At 70.0% G+C, this 26458-nt stretch carries 29 protein-coding genes; 16 read left to right on the forward strand and 13 right to left on the reverse strand.

Annotation, left to right across the window (positions count from 1 at the left end; all coding sequences use genetic code 11):
- The first annotated feature begins 35 nt into the window (after nucleotides 1–35).
- Nucleotides 36–1286, forward strand: a complete 1251-nt coding sequence (gene fahA / locus KTR66_RS08320) for a fumarylacetoacetase (RefSeq protein WP_213612119.1) — start codon at nucleotides 36–38, stop codon at nucleotides 1284–1286.
- 30 nt (nucleotides 1287–1316) lie between these two features.
- Here fahA and KTR66_RS08325 read toward each other — a convergent pair whose 3' ends face one another.
- A complete protein-coding gene (locus KTR66_RS08325) occupies nucleotides 1317–1691 on the reverse strand; it encodes a hypothetical protein (RefSeq protein WP_213612120.1) in 375 nt (124 codons plus the stop codon).
- Nucleotides 1692–1876: 185 nt separating this feature from the next.
- On the opposite strand from KTR66_RS08325, the gene KTR66_RS08330 reads away from it, so the two are divergent.
- The 4 genes from KTR66_RS08330 (at nucleotide 1877) to KTR66_RS08345 (ending at nucleotide 4974) form a co-directional block, all read left to right on the forward strand.
- On the forward strand, nucleotides 1877–2842 hold the full coding sequence (locus KTR66_RS08330) for a sodium-dependent bicarbonate transport family permease (RefSeq protein ID WP_371819057.1): 966 nt from the start codon (nucleotides 1877–1879) through the stop codon (nucleotides 2840–2842).
- On the forward strand, nucleotides 2839–3144 hold the full coding sequence (locus KTR66_RS08335; RefSeq protein ID WP_213612121.1) for a P-II family nitrogen regulator: 306 nt from the start codon (nucleotides 2839–2841) through the stop codon (nucleotides 3142–3144). Before KTR66_RS08330 ends, KTR66_RS08335 begins: the two co-directional genes overlap by 4 nt.
- Nucleotides 3145–3299: 155 nt before the next feature.
- On the forward strand, nucleotides 3300–3998 hold the full coding sequence (locus tag KTR66_RS08340) for a class I SAM-dependent methyltransferase (protein ID WP_213612122.1): 699 nt from the start codon (nucleotides 3300–3302) through the stop codon (nucleotides 3996–3998).
- Between the two features lie 61 nt (nucleotides 3999–4059).
- Nucleotides 4060–4974, forward strand: a complete 915-nt coding sequence (locus tag KTR66_RS08345; RefSeq protein WP_213612123.1) for an acetamidase/formamidase family protein — start codon at nucleotides 4060–4062, stop codon at nucleotides 4972–4974.
- A gap of 46 nt (nucleotides 4975–5020) precedes the next feature.
- On the opposite strand, the gene KTR66_RS08350 is transcribed toward KTR66_RS08345, so the two are convergent.
- Both KTR66_RS08350 and KTR66_RS08355 read right to left on the reverse strand, forming a co-directional pair.
- Nucleotides 5021–5503: a PaaI family thioesterase gene (locus KTR66_RS08350; protein ID WP_213612124.1), complete on the reverse strand. Its 483-nt coding sequence runs from the start codon at nucleotides 5501–5503 to the stop codon at nucleotides 5021–5023.
- A 13-nt stretch (nucleotides 5504–5516) separates the two neighbouring features.
- A complete protein-coding gene (locus KTR66_RS08355) occupies nucleotides 5517–6407 on the reverse strand; it encodes a 50S ribosomal protein L11 methyltransferase (protein WP_213612125.1) in 891 nt (296 codons plus the stop codon).
- Nucleotides 6408–6660: 253 nt separating this feature from the next.
- Here KTR66_RS08355 and KTR66_RS08360 point away from each other — a divergent pair, with 253 nt between their 5' ends.
- Entirely contained in the window at nucleotides 6661–8469 is a 1809-nt protein-coding gene (locus KTR66_RS08360; protein ID WP_213612126.1) for an amidohydrolase, read from the forward strand.
- 43 nt (nucleotides 8470–8512) lie between these two features.
- Here the strand turns inward: KTR66_RS08360 and KTR66_RS08365 are convergent, their stop codons facing one another.
- Complete coding sequence (locus KTR66_RS08365) at nucleotides 8513–10720, reverse strand: ATP-dependent helicase (protein WP_371819058.1); 2208 nt, start codon at nucleotides 10718–10720, stop codon at nucleotides 8513–8515.
- A 50-nt stretch (nucleotides 10721–10770) separates the two neighbouring features.
- On the opposite strand from KTR66_RS08365, the gene KTR66_RS08370 reads away from it, so the two are divergent.
- A complete protein-coding gene (locus tag KTR66_RS08370) occupies nucleotides 10771–11706 on the forward strand; it encodes a hypothetical protein (RefSeq protein WP_249731962.1) in 936 nt (311 codons plus the stop codon).
- A 70-nt stretch (nucleotides 11707–11776) separates the two neighbouring features.
- Here KTR66_RS08370 and KTR66_RS08375 read toward each other — a convergent pair whose 3' ends face one another.
- The 4 genes from KTR66_RS08375 to KTR66_RS08390 all read right to left on the reverse strand — a co-directional run bounded on the left by KTR66_RS08375 (nucleotide 11777) and on the right by KTR66_RS08390 (nucleotide 14498).
- Entirely contained in the window at nucleotides 11777–12220 is a 444-nt protein-coding gene (locus KTR66_RS08375) for a hypothetical protein (protein ID WP_213612127.1), read from the reverse strand.
- Between the two features lie 109 nt (nucleotides 12221–12329).
- Nucleotides 12330–12911, reverse strand: coding sequence for a hypothetical protein (locus KTR66_RS08380; protein ID WP_213612128.1), 582 nt, complete (start codon nucleotides 12909–12911; stop codon nucleotides 12330–12332).
- On the reverse strand, nucleotides 12911–13573 hold the full coding sequence (locus KTR66_RS08385; protein WP_213612129.1) for a TerC family protein: 663 nt from the start codon (nucleotides 13571–13573) through the stop codon (nucleotides 12911–12913). Before KTR66_RS08385 ends, KTR66_RS08380 begins: the two co-directional genes overlap by 1 nt.
- Nucleotides 13574–13685: 112 nt before the next feature.
- Nucleotides 13686–14498: a TerC family protein gene (locus tag KTR66_RS08390; protein WP_371819059.1), complete on the reverse strand. Its 813-nt coding sequence runs from the start codon at nucleotides 14496–14498 to the stop codon at nucleotides 13686–13688.
- A 148-nt stretch (nucleotides 14499–14646) separates the two neighbouring features.
- Between KTR66_RS08390 and purB the strand changes: the two genes are divergently transcribed.
- The 4 genes from purB (at nucleotide 14647) to KTR66_RS08410 (ending at nucleotide 17389) form a co-directional block, all read left to right on the forward strand.
- Entirely contained in the window at nucleotides 14647–15999 is a 1353-nt protein-coding gene (purB, locus tag KTR66_RS08395) for an adenylosuccinate lyase (protein ID WP_213612131.1), read from the forward strand.
- Complete coding sequence (locus KTR66_RS08400; protein ID WP_213612132.1) at nucleotides 15996–16487, forward strand: YaiI/YqxD family protein; 492 nt, start codon at nucleotides 15996–15998, stop codon at nucleotides 16485–16487. Before purB ends, KTR66_RS08400 begins: the two co-directional genes overlap by 4 nt.
- 272 nt (nucleotides 16488–16759) lie before the next feature.
- Complete coding sequence (locus KTR66_RS08405) at nucleotides 16760–17038, forward strand: hypothetical protein (RefSeq protein WP_213612133.1); 279 nt, start codon at nucleotides 16760–16762, stop codon at nucleotides 17036–17038.
- Nucleotides 17039–17113: 75 nt separating this feature from the next.
- Entirely contained in the window at nucleotides 17114–17389 is a 276-nt protein-coding gene (locus tag KTR66_RS08410; protein ID WP_213612134.1) for a hypothetical protein, read from the forward strand.
- Nucleotides 17390–17391: 2 nt separating this feature from the next.
- Here KTR66_RS08410 and KTR66_RS08415 read toward each other — a convergent pair whose 3' ends face one another.
- The 4 genes from KTR66_RS08415 to KTR66_RS08430 form a co-directional block, all read right to left on the reverse strand.
- Nucleotides 17392–18204, reverse strand: a complete 813-nt coding sequence (locus tag KTR66_RS08415; protein WP_213612135.1) for a sensor histidine kinase KdpD — start codon at nucleotides 18202–18204, stop codon at nucleotides 17392–17394.
- 243 nt (nucleotides 18205–18447) lie between these two features.
- Nucleotides 18448–18747, reverse strand: a complete 300-nt coding sequence (rpmB, locus tag KTR66_RS08420) for a 50S ribosomal protein L28 (protein WP_213612136.1) — start codon at nucleotides 18745–18747, stop codon at nucleotides 18448–18450.
- A gap of 121 nt (nucleotides 18748–18868) precedes the next feature.
- Nucleotides 18869–19117 (reverse strand): hypothetical protein, encoded by a 249-nt coding sequence (locus tag KTR66_RS08425; RefSeq protein ID WP_213612137.1) that lies wholly within the window; start codon nucleotides 19115–19117, stop codon nucleotides 18869–18871.
- A 100-nt stretch (nucleotides 19118–19217) separates the two neighbouring features.
- The gene (locus KTR66_RS08430) at nucleotides 19218–21083 is read right to left on the reverse strand and encodes an ABC transporter ATP-binding protein/permease (protein WP_213612138.1); all 1866 of its coding nucleotides are present in this window, start codon (nucleotides 21081–21083) and stop codon (nucleotides 19218–19220) included.
- 79 nt (nucleotides 21084–21162) lie between these two features.
- Between KTR66_RS08430 and KTR66_RS08435 the strand changes: the two genes are divergently transcribed.
- The 5 genes from KTR66_RS08435 (at nucleotide 21163) to KTR66_RS08455 (ending at nucleotide 26219) form a co-directional block, all read left to right on the forward strand.
- Nucleotides 21163–22020 carry an NUDIX hydrolase family protein gene (locus KTR66_RS08435; protein WP_213612139.1) on the forward strand — a complete coding sequence of 286 codons (858 nt, stop codon included), beginning with the start codon at nucleotides 21163–21165 and terminating at the stop codon, nucleotides 22018–22020.
- 420 nt (nucleotides 22021–22440) lie between these two features.
- Entirely contained in the window at nucleotides 22441–23019 is a 579-nt protein-coding gene (locus KTR66_RS08440) for a TetR/AcrR family transcriptional regulator (protein WP_213612140.1), read from the forward strand.
- Nucleotides 23016–24071, forward strand: coding sequence for an HlyD family efflux transporter periplasmic adaptor subunit (locus tag KTR66_RS08445; protein WP_213612141.1), 1056 nt, complete (start codon nucleotides 23016–23018; stop codon nucleotides 24069–24071). The genes KTR66_RS08440 and KTR66_RS08445 overlap by 4 nt, the downstream gene beginning before the upstream one ends.
- The gene (gene devC, locus KTR66_RS08450) at nucleotides 24068–25324 is read left to right on the forward strand and encodes an ABC transporter permease DevC (protein ID WP_213612142.1); all 1257 of its coding nucleotides are present in this window, start codon (nucleotides 24068–24070) and stop codon (nucleotides 25322–25324) included. The genes KTR66_RS08445 and devC overlap by 4 nt, the downstream gene beginning before the upstream one ends.
- A gap of 208 nt (nucleotides 25325–25532) precedes the next feature.
- On the forward strand, nucleotides 25533–26219 hold the full coding sequence (locus tag KTR66_RS08455) for an ATP-binding cassette domain-containing protein (protein WP_213612143.1): 687 nt from the start codon (nucleotides 25533–25535) through the stop codon (nucleotides 26217–26219).
- A gap of 56 nt (nucleotides 26220–26275) precedes the next feature.
- Here the strand turns inward: KTR66_RS08455 and KTR66_RS08460 are convergent, their stop codons facing one another.
- Nucleotides 26276–26455, reverse strand: a complete 180-nt coding sequence (locus KTR66_RS08460; protein ID WP_213612144.1) for a hypothetical protein — start codon at nucleotides 26453–26455, stop codon at nucleotides 26276–26278.
- Nucleotides 26456–26458 lie beyond the last annotated feature (3 nt).

Raw genomic sequence — 26458 nt, forward strand, 5'->3', positions numbered from 1 at the left:
CCGCCAGACTCGCAGCCCCGCCGGAGGAGACGCCCATGCCCGATGCCACCCATGACCCTGCCCGCCTGAGCTGGGTCGCCTCGGCCAACGGCCACCCGGACTTCCCGATCCAGAACCTGCCGCTCGGCCTCTTCACGCCGCCCGGCGGCGGCGCGCCCCGCGCCGGTGTCGCCATCGGCGACGCGATCCTGGAGCTGGAGGAGGCGCTGCCCGACGGCACGCTGAACGCCTTGCTGGCGCAGGGGGCCACCTTCCGCCGCGCGCTGCGCGCCCGCCTCTCGGAGGAGCTTTCAGCGGGCAGCGGGGCGCAATCCCGCCTCGCCGCGCGGCTGCATGATGCGGCCGCCTGCACGCTGCATGTGCCCGCCCGCATCGGCGACTACACGGATTTCTATGTGGGGATCCATCACGCGACGGCGGTGGGCAAGCTGTTCCGGCCGGACAACCCGCTGCTGCCGAACTACAAGCACGTGCCCATCGCCTATCACGGCCGTGCCTCCTCCATCCTGCCCTCCGGCACGCCCTTCCGCCGCCCCACGGGCCAGTTGCCCCGGCCGGACGGCCCCGCCTTCGGCCCCTGCGAGAAGCTGGATTACGAGCTGGAGCTGGGCATCTGGATCGGGCCCGGCAATGCCCAGGGCGCGCCCATCCCGATCGCCGAGGCGGCCGATCACATCGCCGGCTTCTGCCTGCTGAACGACTGGTCGGCGCGCGACATCCAGGCCTGGGAGTACCAGCCGCTCGGCCCCTTCCTGGGCAAGAGCTTCGCCACCAGCATCAGCCCCTGGATCATCACCCCCGAGGCGCTGGAGCCCTTCCGCATCCCCCAGCCGCCCCGCCCGAATGGCGACCCCGCCCCCCTGCCCTATCTGCTGGACGCGGCGGACCAAGCCGCGGGCGGCCTCGGCCTCGCCCTCGAGGCCTGGCTGGTCACGCCCGGCCTCACGGCGCGGGGCCTGCCGCCGCACCGCATCGCCGACAGCCATGCGCGCCACATGTACTGGACCGTGGCACAGATGGTGGCGCATCACAGCTCGAATGGCTGCAACCTGAACCCGGGCGACCTCTTCGGCTCCGGCACCATCTCCGGCCCTGGGCGGGAGGGCTATGCGAGCCTGCTGGAAGCCACGCAGGGCGGGCGCGAACCGCTGACCCTCGCCTCCGGGGAGGAGCGCCGCTTCCTGGAGGATGGCGACGAGGTGATCCTGCGCGCCATCGCCCGGCGCGAGGGATTCGTGTCCATCGGCTTCGGCGAATGCCGGGGGCGGGTGCTGCCGGCGGGGTGACGCGCGGTCCGGCCCGGTGGGCCGGGGCCGTCACACCCGTTGCAGCAGCCTGGCTTTCTCGGCCTCGGCGAGCCCGGTCTGCGCCCAGATCGCCTCGGACCAGGCGGGCGCCTCCTCCAGGATGGCGACGACCTCCGCCGTCTCCAGCGTCTCGGCATACTCATTGGCGGTCATCGCCACCGCATCCCAGCGCGCGGCGATGGGCAGGATGACGCCCGCCGGAGGCGACCCCTCCAGCCCGCCGGTTTCAGCCAGCAGCGCCACGCGCCGCGCGGTCACGATGATCCGCGCCGCGGCCTCGATGCGCATCTTCTCCCAGAAGGTGCCCCCCACCAGCGAGGCCAGGGTCTCCAGCGCCCGCTGGCGCATGGCTTCAGGTGAGAGCGAGAGGCCCGCATCGGGCATGGTTTCCTCCGGTGTCGTGGCGGACCCTCAAACCTTGAGCATGGGGCCCGGCCAGCATGCTCCGCCGCGCCTTGCTCCAGGGTCAACCTTTTCGATTCCGACCCGATATGCACCAAGATGAAGAAAATGCAAGAATTTAACGCCCGGCGTTTCCCCGCCCGCACGCTTTGCTCTAGACGCAGCGCGTGTCGAGCTTCCTTGCCCTGATCCCGCCCCCCGTCATGTTCTTCGCCCTCGGCTTCGGAGCCGGCGCCGTGCGCGCCGAGCTTTCCGTGCCGGAGGCGCTGGCGCGCAGCCTCTCGCTCTATCTGATGGTCGCCATCGGGCTGAAGGGCGGCGCCGCACTCGCCATGCCCGGCGCCTCCGAGGGGCTCTGGGCCGCGCTCATCGCCGGCATCCTGCTCTCCTTCCTGCTGCCGCTGCCCGCCTTCCTGCTGCTGCGCCTGGGCACGAAGCTGGACCGCGAGACGGCCGCCGCGGTCTCCGGCCATTACGGCTCGGTCAGCGTGGTCACCTTCGCCGCCGCCTCGGGCACGCTGGTCACCCTGGGCGTCCCGCAGGAGGGCTTCATGCCCGCCGTGCTGGCCGTGATGGAAACGCCCGCCATCCTGACCGCCCTGTTGCTGGCGCGCCTGGGCGGCAGCGCCGACGCCCCCAAGCTCAACGCCCGGAAACTCGCGCGCGAGGTGCTGCTGAACGGCCCGGTCGTGCTGCTCATGGGCAGCTTCCTGATCGGCTACCTGGCCGGCGAGCCCGGCAAGCGGCAACTCGCCCCCTTCACCGAGGCGCTCTTCCCCGGCGCCCTCTGCCTCTTCCTGCTGGAGATGGGGCTGATGGCCGTCCGCCAGCTTCGCGCCAGCGGCAAGGGGTTGCCGCCCGTGCTGATCGGCTTCGGCCTGCTCATGCCGCTGATCGGCGGGGCGGCCGGCCTCGTCACCGGCCAGTTCATCGGGCTGTCCACCGGCGGCGTGGCGCTGCTGGCGGTGCTCGCCGGCTCGGCCAGCTACATCGCGGTGCCGGCCGCCATGCGCCTTGCCTTGCCGCGCGCCGATGCGGGCATCTACGTCACCCTTTCCGTCGCCATCTCCTTCCCCTTCAATATCCTGGTGGGCATCCCGCTGTGGATTCGCCTCGCCGGGGTGGGAACATGACGCATCAGCGCAAGCGCATCGAAATCGTGGTGGAGGCCGTCCGCGCCGCCGAGGTGACGGACCTGCTGGACCGCCTCGGCGCCACCGGCTGGACGCAGTTGCCCGTCCTCGCCGGGCGCGGCCGCCAGGGCGTGCGCCGCGGCGGCGACCTCTCGGGCGTGCTGGATAACGTCGTCATCATCTGCATCTGCGGCGCGGCCGTGGCCGAGCGCGTGATCGAGGCGCGGGAGGAACTGCTCGGCGCCCGCCCCGCCATCGTGAACATCACCGATTGCCAGGTGCTCCGCGCCGAGCATTTCTGAGCGGGCGAGCCGGACGACCACCCGGCCGCGGCGTGGCCCTGAGGCATGTCCGCTCCGCTGTCCGGATTTTGCACATTCATGACATTCGCACGGCGCGTTTCATCACGCATCGCAACATGCTATAGAATGAAGCCTGTCAACGGACTGGCTCACGCATGCCCGATGCCACCGCGGATTCCAGCGAGCCGCCGCCCCCGGCGGGTTTTCTCAACTTCATCGACTTCGGGTGCGGCACGGGCGCGTCCATCGAGGCGGCGCGGCAATTGCTCGGCGGCCGTGGCCTCGGCATCGACATCTCGGCGGAGGCGGTCGCCCGGTGCCGCGCCGCCGGCCTCCCGGCGGAAACCGGAGACCTGCTGCGCTACGAGGGCCGCAACACCGCGCTGGCCGCCACCGCCTTCGACCTGCTGCCCGAAATCGGCGACCGCGCGGATTTCGAGCAGGCCGTCGCGCGCATGATCCTGGCCGCACGCAACTTCGTCCTCATCCAGCACGCCTATTTCGACGCCGACAGCGCGCTGGCGCTGAACGGGCAGCACATCCCCGGGCATTTCGGCAAGCGCATCCGCTTCAAGCCGACCATGGCCGACCACATGGCGCTGCTGCTGCGCCTGGCGCCGGCGCATGCGATCTGCGGCTTCGCCTTCTTCGGCCTGGGCGAGGCCCGCTCCGTCCCACTTGGCCTGGAGAACGGCGTGGCGGATCGCGGATCGCCCCCCGCCATGCCCGAGCTGCACCGCAGCCTGCGCGTGATCATCGGCCGCAAGGAGCAGGACCGCTTCCGCCAGGCCTTGCGCCGCTGCAAGGCGGGGCGCGAGCTGTTCCGCTGGGAAGGCCCGGACACCGAGCCGTGAGCGACGTTCCCGCCGGGCCGCACATGGCCTAGCCTCGCCGGGCACAGCACCCGAGGAGCCCATGGCCCGCCACATCTTCCGCCCGACCCGCTACCACAACACCCTCGGCACCGCCGAACCCTGCCTGCGCGTGGCGGATGGCGACATCGTGGTGGCCGAGACGGTGGACGCCTCCGGCCTCGACGCGCACGAAAAGCCGGTGGCAAGCCGCCCCAACCCGATGACCGGCCCCTTCTTCGTGGAAGGTGCGGAGCCCGGCGACACGCTGGCCGTGGAGATCCTGCGCCTCACCCCCAACCGCCGCACCGGCTGGACCTATTCGCCGCTCGCGCTGACCGTGCTCGACCCCGCCGCCATCCTGGAGCGCCCGAAGCAGGAGCGCGCGATCTGGGAGATCAACGCCAATGAGGGCACGGTCCGCCTGCAGGACGCGCCCGCCGCGCTCGCCGGCTTCACGCCCCCGCTGGCGCCGATGATCGGCTGCTTCGGCGTGGCACCCGCGGGCGGGGAGGCGATCTCGACCGCGACCAGCGGCCCGCATGGCGGCAACATGGATTATCGCCGCTGCGCCCCGGGCACGACCATGTGGTTCCCCGTCGCGGTCCCCGGCGCGCTCTTCTACCTGGGCGATGGCCATGCCGCGCAGGGCGATGGCGAGATCACCGGCACGGGCATCGAGACCTCCTTCGAGATGGAGGTCCGCCTCTCCGTCCTGAAGCGCAGGATCACCTGGCCCCGCGCCGAAACGGCCGAGGAGATCATCACCATCGGCAATGCCCGCCCGCTGGACCAGGCGCTGCAGCACGCGACGACGGAGATGCAGCGCTGGCTGGGCGAGGATTACGGCCTCGATCCCCGCGCGGCGGCGCATCTGATGGGCATGGTGGTGGAGTATGACGTCGGCAACGTCTTCAACCCGGCCTATACTGTGGCGTGCCGGGTGGCGAAGAAGTGGCTGACGCGGGCCGGCGTCTGATCGCCTTTGGCGCTTTGCCAAAGGCGTGAATCAGCCGCCCAGCGAACTACAGGATCATCAGCGTGGAGGTGCCATGGGCGTAGAGCTTGGCACCGCCATCCCCCGTCAGCCGTGCCTCCGCGATGGCGGTGCGGCCGCCGCGATGCACCACGCGCCCCTCGCAGGAGACGCGGCCGCTCGCCACTGTCAGCGGGCGGGCATAATTCACCTTGAGGTCGAGCGTGGTGTGGGCCTTTCCGGCCTCCATCACCGTGCGCACCGCGTTCCACAGCGCCGCATCCAGGATGGTCGCCGCATAGCCGCCATGGGCGATGCCGATGCCGTTGTAGAACTGCTCGCCGATCTCGCCCTCCATGACGGCGAGGCCCTCCTCCGCGCGCACCAGGCGGATGCCCATCAGGGCGAACATCGGGCTGCGCTGGATGCCATCCGCGATGGAACGTTGCATCGCCTCCAGCCCCGGCAGCCCGGCATAGGGCGAGGGGCCGTCCAGGCTCTCCCAGGTGACGGTGTGGGTCCGGGTCGTCATGCGCGTGGCCCCCTCACCCCGGCTTCCGCAGCACCAGCGTCGCCCAGGGGTCGAGGCTGATCCGCCGCTCCAGCACCAGCCCCGCATGGCGATGCGCCGACAGCACCATCCGCACCTGCTTGCCGAGCAAGCCGGCCAGGATGGCCCGCCCGCCGGGGCGCAGATGCGCGGCCAGGTCCTTCGCCATGGCGCAAAGCGGCCGCGCCAGGATATTCGCGAAGATCAGGTCATAGGGCGCGCCGCGCGTGATGGCCTGGTGGGCATAGCCCGTCGCCAGCACGGCCTTGAGTCGGGGCGCCAGCCCGTTCAGCACCGCATTCTCCCGCGTCACGCGCACCGACCACGGGTCGATGTCGCTCGCCAAGGCGCCGACATGCCAGAGCTTGGCCGCACCCATCGCCAGGATGCCGCTGCCCGTCCCCACATCCAGCACGCGCCTTGCCTTGCGCGGCAGGCCCTCCAGCGCCATCAGGCAGCCCTGGGTCGAGGCATGCTCGCCCGAGCCGAAGGCCAGCCCCGCATCCAGCGTCAGCGCGATGCGCCCATAGGTCGGGCGCGGTTCCACATGCGTCGGCCGGATCAGGAAGCGGCGGCCGATCTCCTGCTCGGGGAAGGCCTCCACCGTGCGGGCGAGCCAGCCCTCGGATTCCGTCGCATGCCGGCTCAACACCGCCTCATGCCCCGTCAGCCCCGCAGCCAACGCCAGCGCGGCCTGCAAGGCGTTCTGGTCGGCCAGCGCCTCGCGCACCGCCTCGATGCGCCAGTTCCCCGTCTCCTCATCCAGGAACAGCGCGACGGTGGCGCTGACGGAGACCAGCGCCGCCTCATAGGCCGGCATCGCGTCATCCGGCAGCTGGTCCAGCACCAGGGTCTCGAGCGGCGCGGGCTGTTTCTTCATGGGCATTCCAGGGACAGAAGGAGCGTCCTCGCTACACCGGTTTGCCGCGAGGCCCAACCGGGCGCTCGGCTTTGTGGAGTTTTGCCGGTGCATGAAGCGGCGGACATATGCCGCCGCGCGGTATCCTGCCCATGACACGCGGTGCCGGCGCCTTCCTGACGCGCCCGTCATGCGACGCATCGCAGGCGACGGTTGCGCGGCGCGCGCCGCAAGACCTAGCCTCAAGCCCCAACGCCAGAACGGTCGAAGGAGCACCGCCATGTGCCGCGCCTGCGTCAGCTCGCTCATCGCCCACCCCTCGCTCTTCGCGCAGCCCGGCGGCTATGCCGGCGTGGCGCGCCGGCCGAACCGCCGCGAGTTCATGGCCGTCGCCGTCGCGGGGGCGACCGCCGGCGCGGCCGGCCTGCCCGGCACCGGCCAGGCCCAGGGCAGCGCGCCCGCCGCCGCCGCCCCGACGGGTGCGGAGACCATCTTCCGCGGCGGCCGGATCGTGACCATGGCCGGCGAGGCGATGCCCGAGGCCATCGCCGTCAGCGGCGGCCGCATCACGCGCATCGGCGCCGCGGCCGATGTCATGCCGCTCGCCACGCGCGACACGCGGATCGTGAACCTGCAGGGCCGCACGCTGCTGCCGGGGCTGATCGACCCGCACAACCACACCGCCCTCTCCTCGCTCTATCTCGAGCTGCTGACCGACATCGGCTATCTGCGCAACCGCACCCGCGCGGACCTGATGGCCAATCTCCGCCAGCTCGCCGCCGCCACGCCGGAGGGCCAATGGGTGCTGGTCTCCAACTTCGACAACCTGCTCCAGGGCGGCGATCTCTCGCGCACGGAGCTGGACGGCATCTCCACCACCAAGCCCATCTTCGTCTGGTACACCAATGGCCATGACGCGGCGGTGAACAGCGCCGCGCTCACGGCCGCGAACATCCCCGAGGATATCGGCACGCTGCCCGGCGGCGGGCATTTCGGCCGTGGCCCGGATGGCAGGCTGGATGGCCGCGTCTATGAGATCAGCGCCATGCTGAAGATCGTCCAGGTCGGCCTGCCGCGCATCACGCCGCGGCTCGCGACGCAGGCGGTCAACCGCTACATGCAGGCGGCGGCGGCCACGGGCAACACGCTGCTGCACGAGCCGGGCACGATGAAGTCCGAGTGGATCGAGGCCTTCGCCCAGATCTCGGCCACCGCCCCGCTGCGCCTCAGCGCGAGCCTGATGTACGAGGACATGGCGGGCTTCGCCCCCTATCGCCATCTCGGCCTCGGCGCGCGCGCGGCGCAGCTGCCCAACTCGCTCCTCATGCTCTACGGCGTGAAGATCGTGGGCGACGGCTCGAACCAGACGCTCACCGGCGGCCAGACGCAGCCCTATCTGAACACCACCGCGACCGGCACGCCCAATTTCAACGCCGACCAGATGAAGCAGATGGTGGCGGCGGTGAAGGCGGCCGGCCTGCCCGTGCTGATCCATTGCAACGGCGACAAGACCATTGATTTCGCGCTCGACGCGATCGAGGCCGCCTACGGCAATTCCACCGCCACCGGCATCAACCGCATCGAGCACTCGACGATGGTCCGCCAGGACCAGATCCAGCGCATGAAGCGCCTCAATGTCGAACCCAGCTTCCTGATGAACCACGTGACGCTCTATGGCGCCGCCTATCGCGACCAGATCTTCGGCCCCGCCCGCGCCGCCTTCACCGACCCTGCCGGCGCCTGCGCGAAGGAGGGCGTGCGCTTCACGCTCCACACCGACAGCCCCTGCTCGCCCCTCGGCCCGCTGCGCCTGGTGCAGACGGCGGTGACGCGCATCTGCGAGGTGGACAATTCCGTCATCGGCGCCGACCAGGCCGTGCCCGTGCGCCGCGCGCTGGAGGCGGTGACGGTGGACGCCGCCCGCCAGCTCGGCCTCGCCGATCGCCTGGGCACGCTGGAAGCCGGCAAGGAGGCCGACTTCACGATCCTGGAGGACAACCCGCTGACCGTGGACGCGACGAGGATCGCCGCCATCAAGGTGAGCGAGACCTGGGTGGCCGGGCAGAAGAAGACGGGCGGGCCGGGGTGAGCGCGGTCCGCGGCGGCCAATCAGGCTCCGCGCAAAGCCCCGCTCAGGCCGGCTCCACGAAGCGGTCCAGCACGCGCTTCACGCCCGCCTTCTCGAACTCGATCTCCAGCTTGTCGTCATCCACGTCCAGCACGCGGCCATAGCCGAATTTCTGATGGAAGACGCGCGCGCCGCGTGCGAAGGCGCGCTCGCGCTCCGGCCGCTGGTCCACCTCCCAGGCGCCGGCCTCGATCACGCGCGGCCGGCGCTGCGAACTGAGCGGCAGGCCGGCCGAGAACACGCTGGAGGGCATGCGGGGCTGCTGCGTCACGCCGCCCTCGCGCAGCACCTCGCCCTCCGGCAGCTCGTCCAGGAAGCGCGAGGGGATGGAGCTGACCCAATTGCCGTAGATGCGCCGGTTCGCCGCATGGCTGATCACGCAATGCTTCCGCGCCCGCGTGATGCCGACATAGGCGAGACGCCGCTCCTCCTCCAGCGACTTCGCGCCCCCCTCATCCAGGCTGCGCTGCGAGGGGAACAGCCCCTCCTCCCAGCCCGGCAGGAAGACCATGTCGAATTCCAGCCCCTTCGCCGCATGCAGCGTCATGATGCTGACCTTCTGGCCCTCCGCATTGTCGTCATTCTCCATGACCAGGGCGATGTGCTCCAGGAAGGCGCCGAGCGTCGCGAAATCGCCCATCGCGCGCACCAGCTCCTTCAGATTGTCGAGGCGGCCGGCGGATTCGATGCTGCGGTCATTCTTCCACATCTCGATATAGCCGCTCTCCTCCAGCACCTGGGCGGCGATGACGACATGGCCCTCCTTCTCAAGGCCCGCATTCCAGCGCGTCAGGTTCTCCAGCAATTCGCGCAGCGCGGCACGTGGGCGCGGCCGCAGCGCATCCGTCTGGCACAGCCGTTCGGCCGCGATGCGCAGCGGCATCTGCTGCTCCCGCGCCAGCTTGTGCAGCGAAGCCAGCGCCGTATCCCCCAGCCCGCGCTTGGGCGTATTCACGATGCGCTCGAAGGCCAGGTCATCCGCCGGCTGCGACATCGCGCGGAAATAGGCGATGGCATCGCGGATCTCGGCCCGCTCGTAGAACTTGGCCCCGCCGAAGACGCGGTACGGGATGGCCAGCGTGATCAGCCGCTCCTCGAAGGCGCGGGTCTGGAAACCGGCGCGCACGAGCACCGCGATCTCGCCCAGTTGCACGCCATCCCGCCGCGCCTCCTCGATGCGCCCGCCCACCATGCGGGCCTCCTCCTCGCTGTCCCAAAGGGAAACCACGCGCACGCGCTCGCCGGACGCATCCGCGCGCCCCGGCCGCAACGTCTTGCCGAGCCGCCCCTCATTGCGCGCGATCAGCCCCGCGGCGGCGGCGAGGATGGGCCGCGTCGAGCGGTAATTGCTCTCCAGCCGCACCACCTGCGCCCCCGGAAAATCCCGCTCGAAGCGCAGGATGTTCTCGATCTCGGCGCCGCGCCAGGAATAGATGGACTGGTCATCATCGCCCACGCAGCAGATGTTCTTGTGCCCCTGCGCGAGCAGCCGGAGCCAGAGATACTGCACCAGGTTCGTGTCCTGATACTCATCCACCAGGATGTAGCGGAACAGGCGATGGTAGCTCGCCAGCACTTCAGGATTGGTCCGCAGGATCTCGGTCACATGCAGCAGCAGGTCGCCGAAGTCGCAGGCGTTGAGCGCGATCAGCCGCGCCTGGTAGGCGGCGTAGAGCTTCTCCGCGCGGTTGTTGGCGTAGTCCGAACTCTCCGCCACCGGGATGCGGTCCGGCGTCAGCCCGCGATCCTTCCAGCGCTGGATGATGCCCATCAGCCCGTTGGGCGGCCAGCGCTTGAGGTCCACGCCTTCCGCTTCCATCACCTGCTTCAGCAGCCGCGTCTGGTCATCCGTGTCGAGGATGGTGAAGCTCGCGGTCAGCCCCACCAGCTCCGCATGGCGCCGCAGCATGCGCGCCGCCAGCGCATGGAAGGTGCCGAGCCACAGCCCCTCCACCGGCCGGTTGAGGATCGCCCCCAGCCGCTCGCGCATCTCGCGCGCCGCCTTGTTGGTGAAGGTCACGGCCAGCACCTGATGCGGCTGGGCGCGGCCCGTCATCAAGAGATGCGCGAATCGCGTGGTCAGCACGCGCGTCTTGCCGGTGCCGGCGCCGGCCAGCACCAGCAGCGGCCCGTCCAGCGTCTCGACGGCGGCGCGTTGCTCCGGGTTCAGCCGGGCGAGATATTCGGGCGAGGGGGTGGATGGCAGGGACACGCCAAGGGCTATAGAACATCCGGCGAACGCCACCAACCACGGCCTGCCCCTTGGATCTGACGCGCCGCTTCCTGGAATGGTCCGCCCTGCACGGGGCGGCGCTGCTGGCCGGCAGCATCTTCGCGGGGCTGTTCCTGCCCCCGCTCGCCGCCCTCTTCCGGGACGTGATCACGCCCGTGGTCTTCATCCTGATGGTGCTGGTTCTGCTGCGGGTGGACCCGGCGCAGGTCATCGCCTATCTGCGCCGCCCGCTGCTGGTCGCCGCCCTGCTCGCCTGGCTGCTGATCGCGACACCTCTGCTCGCCTGGGCGCTGCTCACCGCACTGGGCATCCACGGGCCGCTGGCGAATGGCCTCGTCATCGTCGCGACGGGTTGCGCCGCCACCTCATCCCCCGCCTTCGCCCGCATGGTGGGGCTGGATGGCGAGATCGCCTTCGTCGTCGCCGTGCTCTCCATCCTGCTGATCCCGCTGACGGCGCCGCCGCTGGCCCTCGGCCTGCTGGGCATTGATCTGGCGATCTCCATGACCGGGCTGATGCTGCGCCTCGGCCTCGTCGTCCTGCTGCCGCTGCTGATCTCCATGGTGATCCGCCGCGTCGTGGCGCCCGCGAAGCTCGACCATTGGGGCCGTGCGGTGGATGGCGCCGTGGTGCTGCTGGTGGTGTTCTACGGCTTCGGCGTGATGGATGGCGTGCTGGACCGGCTGCTGCGCGAGCCGGGCTTCATCCTCACCGGCGTCGCCATGGCCTTCGGCGGCATGCTGGCGATGAACGCCGTGACGGCGCTCGCCTTCACCGGCTTCGGGCAGAAGCTGGCGCTTTCCGCCGGGCTGCTGGCTGGCAACCGCAACATGGCGCTCTACCTCGCCGTGCTGCCGGCCAACACCGATCCTGGCATCCTGCTCTTCTGCGTGCTCTGCCAGTTTCCGTTGTTCCTCAGCCCCTTCCTCCTGAAGCCGCTCTATGAGCGGATCAGGAGCTGGTAGGGCCGCGGAGACTTTTCTGCGAGCATCTTCACCCGATCGGATGAGGCCCTCCGATCGGGATCTGCTCTCGTCAGGGCGCGCAGGTCACCATGGTGAAGTGCGGCAGGCCGGTCTGCGGGTCGGTGGCCGGGATGGCCCCGGTGCCCGACGGGTTGTTCAGCCGCTGCGTCGCCAGCTGCACGGTGATGAAGCCCTGGTTGGCGATGGCGATGTCGCTGGTCGAGGCCGGTGCCACACCCGCATGTACCGGGTAGTTCCCGCCGCCGCGCGTCAGCCCGGGCTCGCTGCTGAAGAAGGCGATGCGGATATGCCGCGGGGCACCCATGTTCTGCAGCTGCACGAAATGCACGGCGGTGGAGCTGCGGCCGTCCGAATTGATGTTCGTGTAGAAGGCGACGGCGTTCAGCGTGCCGCCGCAGTAGCGCGCCACCTGGGCGGAGGCCTCCTGCATCGGCAGCAGGCCGGCCAGGGCGAGGCCGGTGGCGGCGGCGAGAAGGGTGCGGGGGCTCGGCATGGGATGATCTCTCCGTGGAGGGGCCACCATGGCCCCGGTGGAGACATCATCGCCGAAATCCGGCCCACCGCCATTTGGCGCTTTCGATCCGGAAGATCGGGCGTCCCGATCAGCCGCCGCGGCGCAGCGCCTCGGTGATGTCGCGGATGAAGGCGCGCGGATCGGCCGCCGGCGGGTCACGCCGCGGCATGGAGACGCGCAGCCGCAGCAATTGCCCGCCCGCGGCGCCCACGCAGGTGGTGCTGGTCACCGCCGTGCGGCCATAGGCGCCCTCGAGGTCGGCGCAGCGGAACAGCGGCGCGCCCGGCGGCTGTTCGCTCTCCTGCACCAGGCGCAGCCGGCGGTGCGGGCCGGAGCCACGCTGCGCCGCCGCCACCACGCGCTGATACTCATCCTGCACCACCAGGCTGCCCGGCCCATCCGGCGGCGTGACGGAAGGCGGACGCAGCACCTGGACGAAGCCCGCCGCCGTGCGCCCGGAGGTCGCATAGGGCACTTCGACGCCCGGCAGCGGCTGGTCGATATTCGCCGTCGTGCCGCGCTGGAAGCTGCCCGCCTGCGCCGGCAGGCGCTCGGCCAGGCGTTGCGGCGCGGAGACGACGGGCACCGCGGGCGCGGTCCCCGGCGCATCGGCGCCCTCGGTCGCGCAGGCCGCGAGGCCCGCTAGCATCAGGAGAGAGAGTTTGCGCATCAACCCATCCGTACCAGTGGCGTCGGTGCCTCGCGATACTCACCATGCGCTGCACCCCCGCTCATGAAGCGATGGACATCCTCATAGACCATCTCGACGCCGATGTAGACGATGAGCGCGACGCCGATATAGGCGACGACCGGAAAGCTCTCGAGCAGCCGCGCGATCAGCGTGGCGGCGACACCCATCAGCAGGATGGAGATGAGCAGGCCGATCATCAGCATGGACATGTTGCCATGCGCCGCCCCGGCCACGGCCAGCACGTTGTCGAGGCTCATGGAGACATCGGCGATGACGATCTGCCGCAGCGCCACGGCCATGGTCTTGGGCTCGACCTCGGCCTCATGGCCGGCGGCCTCTTCCTTGTCCTTGTGCCGCAGCTCCTTGAAGAAGCCATAGGCGATCCAGAGCAGCACCAGGCCGCCGGCCAGCATGATGCCGGGAATTGCGAGGAGATAGACGGCGCCCAGGCTGAGCACGATGCGCAGGACCACCGCCAGCACCATGCCGAAGAGAATGGCCTTGGAGCGCTGCTCGGCGGGCAAGCCCGCCGCGGCGAGTGCGATCAGCACGGCGTTGTCGCCGGAGAGGATGAGATTGACGCCGAGGATCTCGGTCAGGACGACCCAGTTCCAATCGGCCATGAAGGCGGCGAAATCCATGTTTTCGTGCTTTCCTCAACGGGGATTGCACGAAAACTAGACTGCCCGACCTATGCCTGTCTTTGCGGAATGGTCATTCCCACTTCATGCCATCCGCGTCATTCCGCAGCCATCATTCGTGCTTCGGATGCGCGTGCCCCTCGGCCGGGGCGCCGCTGCGCCGGGCGCGCAGCACCGCCTCGACGATCAGCGCCGCCAAGGCCGCGATCACCGCCACATGCAGCAGCGTCGCGCCGGCCCAGATCCAGGCCGGGAAGACGCCCGGCAGGGCAAGATAGCCGAGCGGCAGCAGAAGGAAGGCGTAGGAGCCGGGCACCTTGTCCGCCACCTCATGCGTGCCAGACCAGATCATGTCGCCCGCGACATAGACGATGATGAGCAGGCCGACCCAGGCGATCCAGCGATGCTTGTTCAGCAGGTTCGCGATGAAGGTCGCCGCCACGCCCATCAGGATGACCGAGATGGCGAGGCCGACAATGAGAACGTAAGGATGGTCCTTCGCCGCACCGGCCACGGCCAGCACGTTGTCGAGGCTCATGGACACATCGGCGATCAGGATCTGCGTGATGGCCTGGCGCATGGTCTTCTTCGGCGAGCCGTCGGGATTGGTCGTCGTCTCGTCGAAGCCCTCGGGCGGCGCCTCATGGCTGCCGCCCTCGCGCAGCTCGCGATACATCTTCCAGCACACCCAGGCGAGCAGCACGCCGCCCGCCAGCGTGATGCCCGTGATGGCGAGCAGCTGCACCGTGATGCTGGCAAAGGCGATGCGCATCAGCGTCGCGGCGGCGATGCCCCAGAGCACGGCCTTCTTGCGCTGGTCGGGCGGCAGGCCGGCGGCGGCCATGCCGACCACGATCGCATTGTCCCCCGCGAGGACAATGTCGATCATCAGGACCTGCATGAGTGGTACAAACCAATCCGGCATGGGCGAGGCCTTCCACATAAATTATCTGTAATCCAAGGATTTCCTTGGCATTCCCGGCTTTGTGGCAGAGGACGCGCCCTGCGCCAAGCCCGCTTGTCCGGATTGGCGGCAGGCGGCAAACACCGCCCAGCGTTGTTGAGAGGCTCCGATGGTCCCCCGTTACTCCCGCCCCGCCATGGCCGAGATCTGGTCGCCCGAGACGCGGTATCGCATCTGGTTCGAGATCGAGGCGCTGGCCGCCGAAGCCATGGCCGAGATCGGCACGATCCCGGCCAGTGCGGCCGTTTCCATCCGCAAGGGCGGCGCGCCCCGCGTGGCCGCGATGGGCCCAGCCGATGTCGAGCGGATCGATGAGATCGAGCGCGTCACGCGGCATGACGTGATCGCCTTCCTCACCTGGCTTGGCGAGGGCATCGGCGAGGATGCGCGCTACATGCACCAGGGCCTCACCAGCAGCGATGTGCTCGACACCTGCCTCGCCGTCCAGATGACACGCGCGGCAGATTTGCTCATCGCGGATGTCGAAGCCGTCATGGCGGCGTTGCGAATGCGCGCCATGGAGCACAAGTTCACCCCCACCATCGGCCGCAGCCACGGCATCCATGCCGAGCCCACCAGCTTCGGCCTGAAGCTCGCCGGCCATTACTGCGAATTCGCCCGCAACCGCGAGCGCCTGATCGCCGCCCGCGCGGAAGTCGCCACCTGCGCCATCTCCGGTCCTGTCGGCACCTTCGCCAGCGTGGACCCGCGCGTGGAGGCGCATGTGGCGAAGTCCCTCGGCCTCGCCATCGAGCCGGTCAGCACGCAGGTCATCCCGCGCGACCGCCACGCGGCCTTCTTCGCGACACTCGCCGTCGTCGCCGGCGCCATCGAGCGGCTGGCGACCGAAGTGCGCCATCTGCAGCGCTCCGAAGTGCGCGAGGCGGAGGAGTTCTTCCACGCCGGGCAGAAGGGCAGCAGCTCCATGCCGCACAAGCGCAACCCGGTGCTCTCCGAGAACATCACCGGCCTCGCGCGCCTGGTGCGCGGCTATGCCATGCCCGCGCTCGAGAACATCACCCTCTGGCACGAGCGCGACATCAGCCATTCGAGCGTGGAGCGCGTGATCGGGCCTGACGCCACCATCGCGCTCGACTTCGCGCTGATGCGCCTCGCCGGCATGATGGAGAAGCTGACGGTCTATCCGGTGCGCATGACGGAGAACCTGGAAGGCCTCGGCGGCGTCGTGCATTCGCAAAAAGTGCTGCTGGCGCTGACCCAGGCCGGCCTCTCGCGCGAGGACAGCTACGCCGCCGTCCAGCAGGCCGCGATGGCGACCTGGCTCAAGCTCGGCCAGCCCGATGTGAAGAGCTTCGCGGAAAACCTGCTGGCGCGGCCCGAGGTGGCGGCGGTGATGGATGCGGCCACGCTCTCCCGCGTCATGGACCCGCAGCTCGACTTCCGCCATGTCGAGACCATCTTCGCGCGCGTGTTTGGACCCCGGGAATCTGAAGGGGCGTGACCGCGCTCTACATTGATGCCGATGCCTGCCCGGTGCGCGAGGAAGCGTTCCGGGTGGCCGCGCGGCTGCAGGTCCACACGCATGTCGTCTCCAACGGCGCGCGTGGAATCCTGCTGCCCGAGAGCCCGCTCATCCACCGCGTCATCGTCACCGAGGGCGCGGATGTGGCGGATGACTGGATCGCCGAGCGCATCACCGCCCAGGATGTCTGCGTGACGCAGGACATCCCGCTCGCCGCGCGCTGCCTGGAGAAGGGCGCCCGCGCGCTCAACGCCAAGGGCCATCGCTGGACCACCGAGAATATCGGCAATGCCTTGGCCGGCCGTGCCGTGGCGGAGCATCTGCGCTCCACCGGCGCGCGCACCGGCGGGCCGGCCGGCATGACCCAGCAGGACCGATCGCGCTTCCTCTCGGAACTGGACACGCTGCTGCGCGCCGCGATGCGGCCGGAGCCACCGCGGATGAGGGTGCCCCCAGGCGGTTTCTGAGATCCATCGCACACAGGTTTCACCTCTGTGCCCTCAAACGCCGGGCGCGGCGCGTCCGCTCGGCTTGGCGTCAGGGCATAAGCCGCGGGCCGGAATTCGGGACTTGCCGCGCTTGGCATGAGGGGCCCGAAATCACCCCGCTTTCGCCTTGCTTCCGCCATGAGCCGGGTGCCTGATCAGGCCTGGTCGCAACCGGACGCCGCAAGACACGCCGTCCGGTCGCCCCACATCCCATGTTGGCCGTGGCCCCCGCTACGGCGGAGGAACTTGCCATGCGATGGCTCAAGCCGGGCGTGATGCTGGGGGCGGTGGTGTCGCTGGCCGCCTGCGCCCCGGTTTATGGCGGCGGCTATGTCGGCCCTGCCTATGTGGCCCCCGCACCGCGCTACTACGCGCCGGTCCCGCGCTATTATGTCGCGCCGCCCCCGCCGCGGGTCTATGTCGCGCCGCCGCCGCGCTATTACGCCCCACCCCCGCGCGTCTACGCGCCGCCGCCGCGCTATTATGGCGGGCCCTATCGTGGCCCTTATCGCGGCCCCTATTGGCGCTGACGACGCGGCCATGAAGCCGCCATGCTTCGGCCATGGTGGCTTGGTTCCATGTGACGAGTGAAGGAGGTCTCTCCGATGCGTCCGTTCCACAAGCTTTTCATGGCCGGCGCCCTGGCTTTCGGCACGTTGCTGCCGGGCGGCGCCCAGGCGCAGTACTGGGACAAGCCGGGCTACGCCTATGCCCCGCCGCCGCCGGTCTATTACGCGCCGCCGCGCCCGCTCTTCGTGCCGCCACCGGTGGTCTTCGTGCCGCCGCCGCCGCCGCGCTTCTACGCGCCGCCGGTCTATTACGGCCCGCCGCGCGGCTATTACCACCGGCCCTGGCGCGGCGGCCCGTACCGTCGCTGGTAGCCTCAGGCGACGGCCGCCATCCGCTCCGGCGGCAGGGAAAGGAAGGCGCGCGCCCCGATGCCCGGCGCCGCCTCGATCACCAGCTCGCCGCCATGGGCCCGCAGCAGCGAGCGCGCCAGGGAAAGCCCGAAGCCGAGCCCGCGTGAGCGGTCCGACGCGCCATCATGGGCGATGGGCGCCAGATCCTCGATGGCGAGGCCCACCCCCTCATCCTCGACAATGATGGAGGCGGCATGCGGCCGGAGATCGGCCCGGATGTCGATCACGTCGGCCTCGGCCGTCGCGCGGGCGGCCCGGCCCAGCACCTGCACCAGAGCGCCGCGCAGAGCGCGCCGGTCCGCCGTCACGGCCAGGTTCTCGATCGCGGGCGAGATGCGCCAGTGCCGCTTGCCGGGGCCCAGCTGGGCGCTGGCGATGGCCACCGCCTCGCGCAGGATGGGGGCCAGCGGGAAGCGCTCCTCCTGCAGCCCGCGCGCGGGAACGGCGCCGCCCGCCTCCTCGGCGGCGGCATCCGCCAGGGCGAGAAGATGCCGCGCCTCCCCCTCGAAGGCGCGGCCGGCTTCCTCTCCCCCGGACTGCGTGGCGAGAAGCTGGGCGCGGCCCAGCAGGCCCAGGCCCAGGCTGTTCAGATCGCGCGAGAGCAGGCCGAAGCTGCGGCGCCGGCTCTCGGCCAGGCTGCGCAGCGTGGTGAGTTCCGCCGCCAGGCGCGACGCCCGGCCCAGCCCGGCGATGGCAGCCAGCCCACCCGCGGCCGCGAGGACGGCCAGGGCGGCGGGGAGGGCGGAGGTGAGGACTTCGGGGAGGGGGTCGGTCATCATGCGAACGATTCTCGCCCGATTCGGTTAACACCCGGTTAAAACGACCCTGCGACGAATCCCGAAAAACAAGCCTGAGTCTGGAACCCGGCCTTTATGATCCGGAAACATAACGATTTACCGGCGTCTCACCCAGATGCCGAACCGGCCGCCCCCGGAAACACAAATGCCGCGAATCGGGCAGATGCTCGATTCGCGGCATTGTGAACCTCAAGGCCTGGGGCGCCGCCCCGGCCCGGCAACTCAGGCCGCGGCGGCCTTCTTCGCCTGGGCGCGCAGGATGCGGCGCTTCAGCACCGCGGCCTCGGGCGGCAGGTTGCGCGGCTTGGTGGTGAGCAGGAAGGCGTCAATGCCGCCATTGTGCTCGATGGTGCGGATGCCCGCGGTGGTCAGCCGCAGCTGGATCGAAGTCGCCAGCACGTCGGAATAGAAGGAGGTTTCCTGCAGGTTGGGCAGGAAGCGCCGACGGGTCTTGTTGTTCGCGTGGCTGACATTGTTGCCAGACTGAACGCCCTTGCCGGTGATGCCGCAGCGGCGAGCCATGGTGATGATCCTGCAAACTGGGCGCGCAAGGGTTCCCCCGGGCGCGGCGGTAAATCGGAGCGCGGCTTTTGCGGCAGCCGGGCGCACGAGTCAAGCGCGCGCGCCATGCCCTGCGGGCGATTCAGCCCTTCGGCAGCGTCGGCAGCTGGCGCAGCTCGCCCGCTTCCACACTCGCCAGCGCCTGGCGGAGCACGCCGGCGATCGAGCGGTCATCCATGCTGCGAGAGAGCAACCCCAGCGCGCCGCCCAACAGGGCGGAAGCAGCGGAAATGGGCGCGATCTGCTGCTCGAGCATGTACTCGATCGCCTTGTCCACCACCGAGCCCGCGTGGCTCAGATCCTCGGGGGCATCCCCGTGCGCAGCTTGCATTGTCCGGCAACTCCAGTCTTTCGAGCCAGATGGGGCCGAAAGCGCGGCCAGGGAAGAGTGCCGAGATTAAGGCTTTGTCATGCGGGCCGGCGGGCAGCGCTCAGCCCCTTTCGCCCGCCGCCCGCGCGCTGACGCCGCTGCCGAATTCCGCCTGGGCCTGCGCCAGCGCCGCGGCTTCCGCCGCCGCCACGGCTTCCGACTGCCGCCGCCACATCTCGGCATAGAGCCCATCGGCCGCGATCAGCGCCGCATGCGTGCCGCGTTCGGCGATGCGCCCTTCCTCCAGCACGATGATCTCATCCGCCTCCACCACGGTGGAAAGCCGGTGCGCGATGACCAGCGTGGTCCGCCCGCGCGAGACGTCGCGCAGCGCCGCCTGGATCTCCTGCTCCGTCCGCGTGTCCAGCGCGCTGGTCGCCTCGTCCAGGATGAGGATGCGCGGGTCCTTCAGGATGGTCCGCGCGATGGCGACGCGCTGCTTCTCGCCGCCCGAGAGCTTGAGGCCCCGCTCGCCCACCCGCGTCCTGTAGCCCTCGGGCATCTTCAGCACGAAGTCATGCACCTGGGCGAGCTTCGCGGCCTCCTCCACCTCCGCATCCGTGGCGCCGGGCCGGCCATAGGCGATGTTGTAGCGGATGGTGTCGTTGAACAGCACCGTATCCTGCGGCACCACGCCGATGGCGCGGCGCACGCTGTCCTGCGTCACGCTGCGCACATCCTGCCCGTCAATGCGCACCGCGCCGCCCGTCACGTCATAGAAGCGGAACAACAGGCGCGAGATGGTGGATTTCCCCGCGCCCGTGGGACCCACGATGGCGAGCATGCGCCCCGGCGGCACCTCGAAGCTGACACCCTTCAGGATCTCGCGGTCCGGCCGATAGGCGAAGCGCACATCGTCGAACACCACGGCGCCCTCGCGCACGACGAGGTCGGCCGCATGGGGCGCATCCGCGATCTCAGCCGGCACGTCCAACAGAAGAAACATCTCCTCCATGTCGGTCAGGCCCTGCTTGATCTCGCGATAGGCGAAACCGAGGATGTTCAGCGGCAGATAGAGCTGGATGAGATAGGCGTTCACCATGACGAAATCGCCCACCGTCATCTCGCCCGCCGCGATCCCGCGCCCGGCCAGCAGCATGACGATGGTGAGGCCCGCCGCCATGATCGTCGCCTGGCCGGCATTGAGCATGTTCAGCGTGGTCTCGGAGCGCACATAGGCGCCCTCGTAGCGCGTCAGGCTCTCATCATAGCGCCGCGCCTCATGCCGCTCATTGTTGAAATACTTCACCGTCTCGTAGTTCAGCAGGCTGTCCACCGCCTTGGTGTTCGCCTCCTGGTCCGTGTCGTTCATCACGCGGCGGAAGGCGAGGCGCCAATTGGTGAAGAGCAGCGTGAAGGTGATGTAGCCGCCGATGGTGATCAGGATGGTCAGCGCGAAACTCAGCGCGAACATCCACCACAGGATCGCGGCGACCAGGAAGATCTCCACGATGGTCGGCAGGATGTTGAACAGCATGAAGTTCAGCACGACGGCGATGCCCCGCGTGCCGCGCTCGATCACGCGCGAGAGCCCGCCCGTCGCCCGGTCCATGTGGAACCGCATCGAGAGCGCATGCATGTGGCGGAACACGCTGAGCGCCACACGCCGCGCCGCCCGCGCCTGCACCTTGGCGAAGACCGCGTTGCGCAATTCCGCCAGCGCCGAGGCCATGACGCGCAGCAGCCCGTAGCCAATGACCAGCGCCACCGGGATGGCGAGCATCGCCCCCACCCCCTCCTTCGGCGCCAGCGCATCCACCGCGCGGGCATAGATGATCGGCACCAGCACATTGGCCGCCTTGGCCGCGATCAGGCAGAGCACCGCCAGCACCACGCGGATCTTCAGCTCGCGCTCCCCCTCCGGCCAGAGATAGGGGAGGATGGTCCGCACGGTGCGGAGATGGTTCGTCGGCTGCTTCGCGCTCATGGTCCATCATGTGGCGCGTGCCGCGCGTTTTGGGAACCACGGGCTTCCCGCCCGGCCTCGTCCCTGCCACATGCCAGCGATGAGCAAACCGCTGTATCGCCACATCGAGGCCTGCAACAACACGCCCTCCCCCGCGCATCTCCTGCCCTTCCGCTTCGGCGAGGAACAGGTGGGCTGGGTGACGGCCGACCTCGCCCAGGCGCTGACCTTCCTGCCGCGCGACTTCCACTTCGACGGGCGCGGCGTCGCCATGGCCGGGCGCCTGCGCGGCGCGGCGCAGCGCAGCGATGCGCTCGCCGCCGCCGCCCGCGTGCTGGCCCGGCAGGGCTTCGGCCGCGTGCGGGGCGAGCTCTTCGACATCCGCGCCACCGCGGAAGGCCCCGTGCTCGGCACGCTCGACCGGGGCATGATCCCGCAATTCGGCGTGATCGGGCAGGGCGTGCACCTGAACGGCCTGGTCCGCCGAAGCGACGGCCTTCACGTCTGGGTCGGCATCCGCTCCCGCAGCAAGGCCGTGGCGCCGGGCCAGCTCGACAATCTCGTCGCCGGCGGCATCCCGGCCGGGCTGGATGCCGAGGAATGCCTGATGAAGGAGGCGGGCGAGGAAGCCTCGCTGCCCGCCGAGCTCGTCGCGGCGGCCCGCCGCACCGCCCGCATCTCCTACATCCTGACCGCCGAGGAAGGCCTCCGGCGGGACGTGTTGCACGTCTTCGACCTCGACCTGCCCGAGAGCTTCACCCCCCGGCCCAATGATGACGAGGTGGAGGCCTTCGAGCTCTGGCCCGCGCCGCGCCTGCTGGAGGCGCTGCGCGAGACCGAGAGCATCAAGTTCAACGTGAACCTGGTGCTGATCGACCTCTTCCTCCGCGAAGGGCTGATCGACCCGGAAAGCGACGAAGGCCGCGCCTTGCGCGCGGGCCTGAACCAGGGCCCTTGAGGCGGGAACCTGCGACCCTCAGCGCCGCAGGGGCTGCGCCGCCAGCGGCAATTCCAGGTTCTGCTCGCGACAGGCATCCACCCGCCGGCAGGGTGAAGGCGCGCGTGGCACCCGCCCGCAGCGCCTCGGTCTGGCCGAGCTGGTCCCGCCCCCAATTCTGCTGCGAGGTCAGCGAGACATAGACATTGTTGATCACATGCGGCGCGCCGTTGCGGATGCTCAGCGCCGGCTGCCCCGCGGGCGGCGCCCCGGCAGCAACGCCAAAGCCCAGATCACGCGACGCAACATCCTGCCCTCCCCCGTTTTTCTCGCGTCACTTCAGGCCCGTTTCGTTGCGATGGCGAGCGGAAAGGCGCACCAACCGTCTGGCCGGTACAGTGATTTCTTGACAAACCGTCCAGACGGTATAGTTGTCAGCCCATGCCCGATGACGCCCCCCAGGCGGCGCCCCTCCCGGATGTCCGCACCCGCATCCTCGACGCCGCCGAGCGGATCGTGCAGGCCAAGGGCGTGCCGGCCCTGACGCTGGAGGCCGCGGCCCGCGCGGCCGGCATTTCCAAGGGCGGGCTGCTCTATCACTTCGCCTCCAAGGAGGCGATGCTGCACGGCCTGGTCGCGCGCCTCGCGGAATCCGTGGAGCGGGACTTCCAGGCGGTGCTCGCCGCCCAGACCGGCCCGGCCCCCGCCAGCCGCGCCATCCTCTCCTGGGTCTTCGACCACCCCGAGCAGATCTGCGACGAGCATCAGCGCGCCGGCGCCGTCTTCCTCGCCGTCTTCCACCATGACCCGGCGATGCTCGCCCCCATCCGCGCCGTCTTCGCCCGCATCCGCGACCATCTGCGCGCCGACAAGCTGCCCCCCGGCCATGCACTGGCCATCATGGCCGCCAGCGACGGCCTCTTCTTCGGCCAGCTCTTCGGCATGTACCAGCAGACGCCGGAGGATCAGGCCGCCATCCGCGCCGCGCTCGAAACCCTGGCGCGGGGAGAGGCCGCATGAAGGGCAAGCTCCTCCTCGGCGTCGCCCTGCTCGCCGCCGGCGCGGGCTACTATGTCTATGCCAACCAGGCGCCGCCGCCCGCCCCCGCCCCAATCGTCACCGCCCCCGCCGTGCCGCTGGGCGTCGGCGCGCTGGGCCGCGTCGAGCCCGCCTCGCGCATCCGCAAGCTGAACCAGCCGGGCGGCATGGCCGTCACGCGCCTCTCGCGCGTGCTGGTCACCGAGGGCGATCTCGTCACCGAGGGCCAGCTCCTCGCCGAATTCGCCGATGCCGAGATGAAGGACGCCGCCGCCCAGCAGGCCGAGGCGAGCCTCGCCGAACTCCGCGCCGCACTCGCCCGCGTCCGCGAGGCGGGCCGGCCCACCGAAATCGCCGCCCAGCGCGCCCGCATCGCCGCGCTCGCCGCCCAGGAGGAGATCGCCCGGCGCGACGCCAACCGCACCGACCGGCTCGTCCCCTCCGGCGCCGGTTCCGAGGCGCAGGCCGAGCGCAACCGCTTCCTGCTGCTGCGCCTCTCCGCCGAGCGCGCCCAGGCCGAGGCCGATCTGCAGACCCTCTCCACCCCGCGCGAGGAGGACCTCCGCCTCGCCGAGGCGCGCGTCGCCGGCGCCGAAGCGGCCCTCGCCAAGGCCCGCGCCGATGCGGAACTCGCCCGCGTCCGCGCCCCCATCGCCGGCACCATCCTGCGCATCTTCGCCCGCCCCGGTGACCAGGTGGGCAATGACGGCGTGATGGAACTGGCCGACCTGACCCGCATGGACGTGGTGGCCGATGTCTTCGAGACCGACCTGCCCCGCCTGCGCCCCGGCATGACGGCCGAGATCCTCATCCCCGGCGAACGCCAGCGCGTCATGGCCACGCTGCGCGAGATCGGCTGGCAGGTGCGCCGCACCACCCAGGCGGGGACAGACCCGGTGGCCGCGGTGGACAGCCGCACCGTGGAAGTCCGCCTTACCCTCTCCGAAGACGGCGCGGCCCTGCTGCGCCGCCGCACCGGCATGCAGGTGCAGGTCGCGATCCGCGCCCAGGAGCCCGCGGTGGCCGCCCGATGAACCAGATCAGCAGCACCGAGAACCTGCTCCCCTGGGCGCCGGAACTGACCGGCGAGCCCATTCCGCCCCGCCCGCGCGTGGCGCCCGGCCCGGCCGCCTTCCTGCTGCTGCCGCTGCGCCTCGCCTGGCGGCAGCTGCGCGCCGAGAAATCCCGCCTGCTCGCCGCCATGGCCGGCGTCATGTTCGCCTGCGTGCTGGTTTTCATGCAGCTCGGCTTCCGTGGCGCGCTCTTCGACAGCGCGACCAACATGCTGGGCGCCATGCGGGCCGACCTCTTCCTCATGCACCCCATGACGGATGCGAGCTTCCGCCCCGAGCCCCTGCCCCGCGCCCGCGCCTTCCAGACGCTGGCCGACCCCGATGTCGCCGTCGCCGTGCCGATCTACCTGGCCCAGGCCACCTGGCGGAACCCCGAGACCGGCCGCCGCCGCGCCGTGCAGCTCATCGGCCTGGATGCCGAGGCGGGTGCGGTCGGCTTCACCGGCTTGGCACCCCTGGTCGAGGCGCTGAAGCAGCCGGACACCGTCGCCTTCGACGTGCGCTCCCGCCCCGAATTCGGCCCCATCGGCCAGCTCTTCGCCGAGCGCGGCCCCTTCCAGGTGCAGGTGGGGCATCGCGAGATGCGCCTCGTCGGCCTGGTCGAGATCGGCCCCAGCTTCGGCGCGGATGGCAATGTGGTCCTCAGCGAGACGAATTTCCGCCGCGTCTTCGAACGCCGCGTCTCCAACACCGACCTCGTGGCCCTCAAGCTGCATGAGGGTGCCGACCCGCGCGCCGTCCAGGCCCGCCTGCGCGAGTTGCTGCCCGGCGACGTCATGGTGATGACCCATGCCGAGCTGGTCGCGCATGAGCGCGCCTATTGGGAGAACGGCACGCCGATCGGCTTCATCTTCGTCTTCGGCAGCCTGATGGGCCTCGTGGTGGGCATGGTGATCGTCTACCAGATCCTCTTCTCCGACATCGCGAGCCATATCTCGGAATACGCCACGCTCAAGGCCATGGGCTATTCCAACGGCTATCTCTCGCGCGTCGTGATGAGCGAGGCCTTCATCCTCGCCATCATCGGCTTTATCCCGGGCCTGCTGCTTTCCGCCTGGCTCTACAACTGGGTGGGGGCTGCGACCTTCCTGCCGCTCGCCATGTATCCCGAGCGCGCGGTCACGGTGTTCCTGATGATCTTCACCATGTGCGCCGTCGCTGGCCTGCTCGCCATGCGCAAGCTGAGGGACGCCAATCCGGCGGATATGTTTTGAAGCTCCCCACGAAATCGCTGCGCGCTTTCGCGGGGGCCCCGATCGTGTTCCCCACGACGCCGCTTTGCGTCGCCGCGGGGGCCCCGGTTGGCGCTGCTTCTGGGGGCGTCGGCTGGTTGGCGTGGCGAAGCCACGCCGCCCATCGGGGGGCGGCCAGTGGGCAGGGCACGGGCCGTTCTGCTCGGGTGGTTTCGCTGCGAGGTGCGTTGTGAACCCTGTTGAGCTTTCCGGGATCACCTTCGCCTATGGCGAGGGCGCGCTGCGGCGGGAGGTGCTGCGGGAGGTGGATCTGTCCATCTCGCCCGGGGAAATCGTGCTGCTGACGGGACCATCCGGCTCGGGCAAGACGACGCTGCTGACGCTGATCGGCGCGCTGCGGGCCATGCAGTTGGGCAAGGCGCGCGTGCTGGGGCAGGAACTCGCGGGCGCATCGGAGAGCGACCGCGTGCGCCTGCGCGGGCGGATCGGCTTCATCTTCCAGAACCACAATCTGCTGGGCTTCCTCACCGCGCGGCAGAATGTCGCCATGTCGCTCGAACTGCATGGCGGCATGAGCGAGGCCGAGCGCCTCACGCGCGCGGGCGAGATGCTGGCGGCGGTCGGCCTCGCCGATCACGCGGAAAAGCCGCCCTCACGCCTCTCGGGCGGGCAGCGGCAGCGCGTGGCCGTGGCACGCGCGCTGGCCGGCGAACCCGGCCTGATCCTGGCCGATGAGCCCACCGCCGCGCTGGACAAGGTCAGCGGCCAGGAAGTGGTGCGCCTCCTGCGGGACCTCGCGAAGACGCGCGGCGTTCCCATCCTGCTGGTCACGCATGACCCCCGCATCCTCGACATAGCCGACCGGATCGTGGCGATGGAGGATGGGCGCATCGTGCAGCCGGCGAAGGCCGCGTGACCCAGAGTCTGATCCGCTGAGGCGCAGCCGAAGCGGTGAATCAGCCTCTCAGCGCATCAATGCGCGTCCTTCGCGTCGTAGTGGCGCTTGACGACGCTGAAGGCCATCCAGAGCCCGAAGGCCATCAGCAGCAGCGAGAAGATATAGAGATACCCATCCGCCCGCGCCGCGCCGAACAGGCCGACCAGCGCAAAGACCAGATACAGGGCGATGAAAAAGCCGGAAGAGATCGGCATGGG

Source organism: Roseococcus sp. SDR (assembly GCF_019083995.1).
GTDB lineage: Bacteria > Pseudomonadota > Alphaproteobacteria > Acetobacterales > Acetobacteraceae > Roseococcus.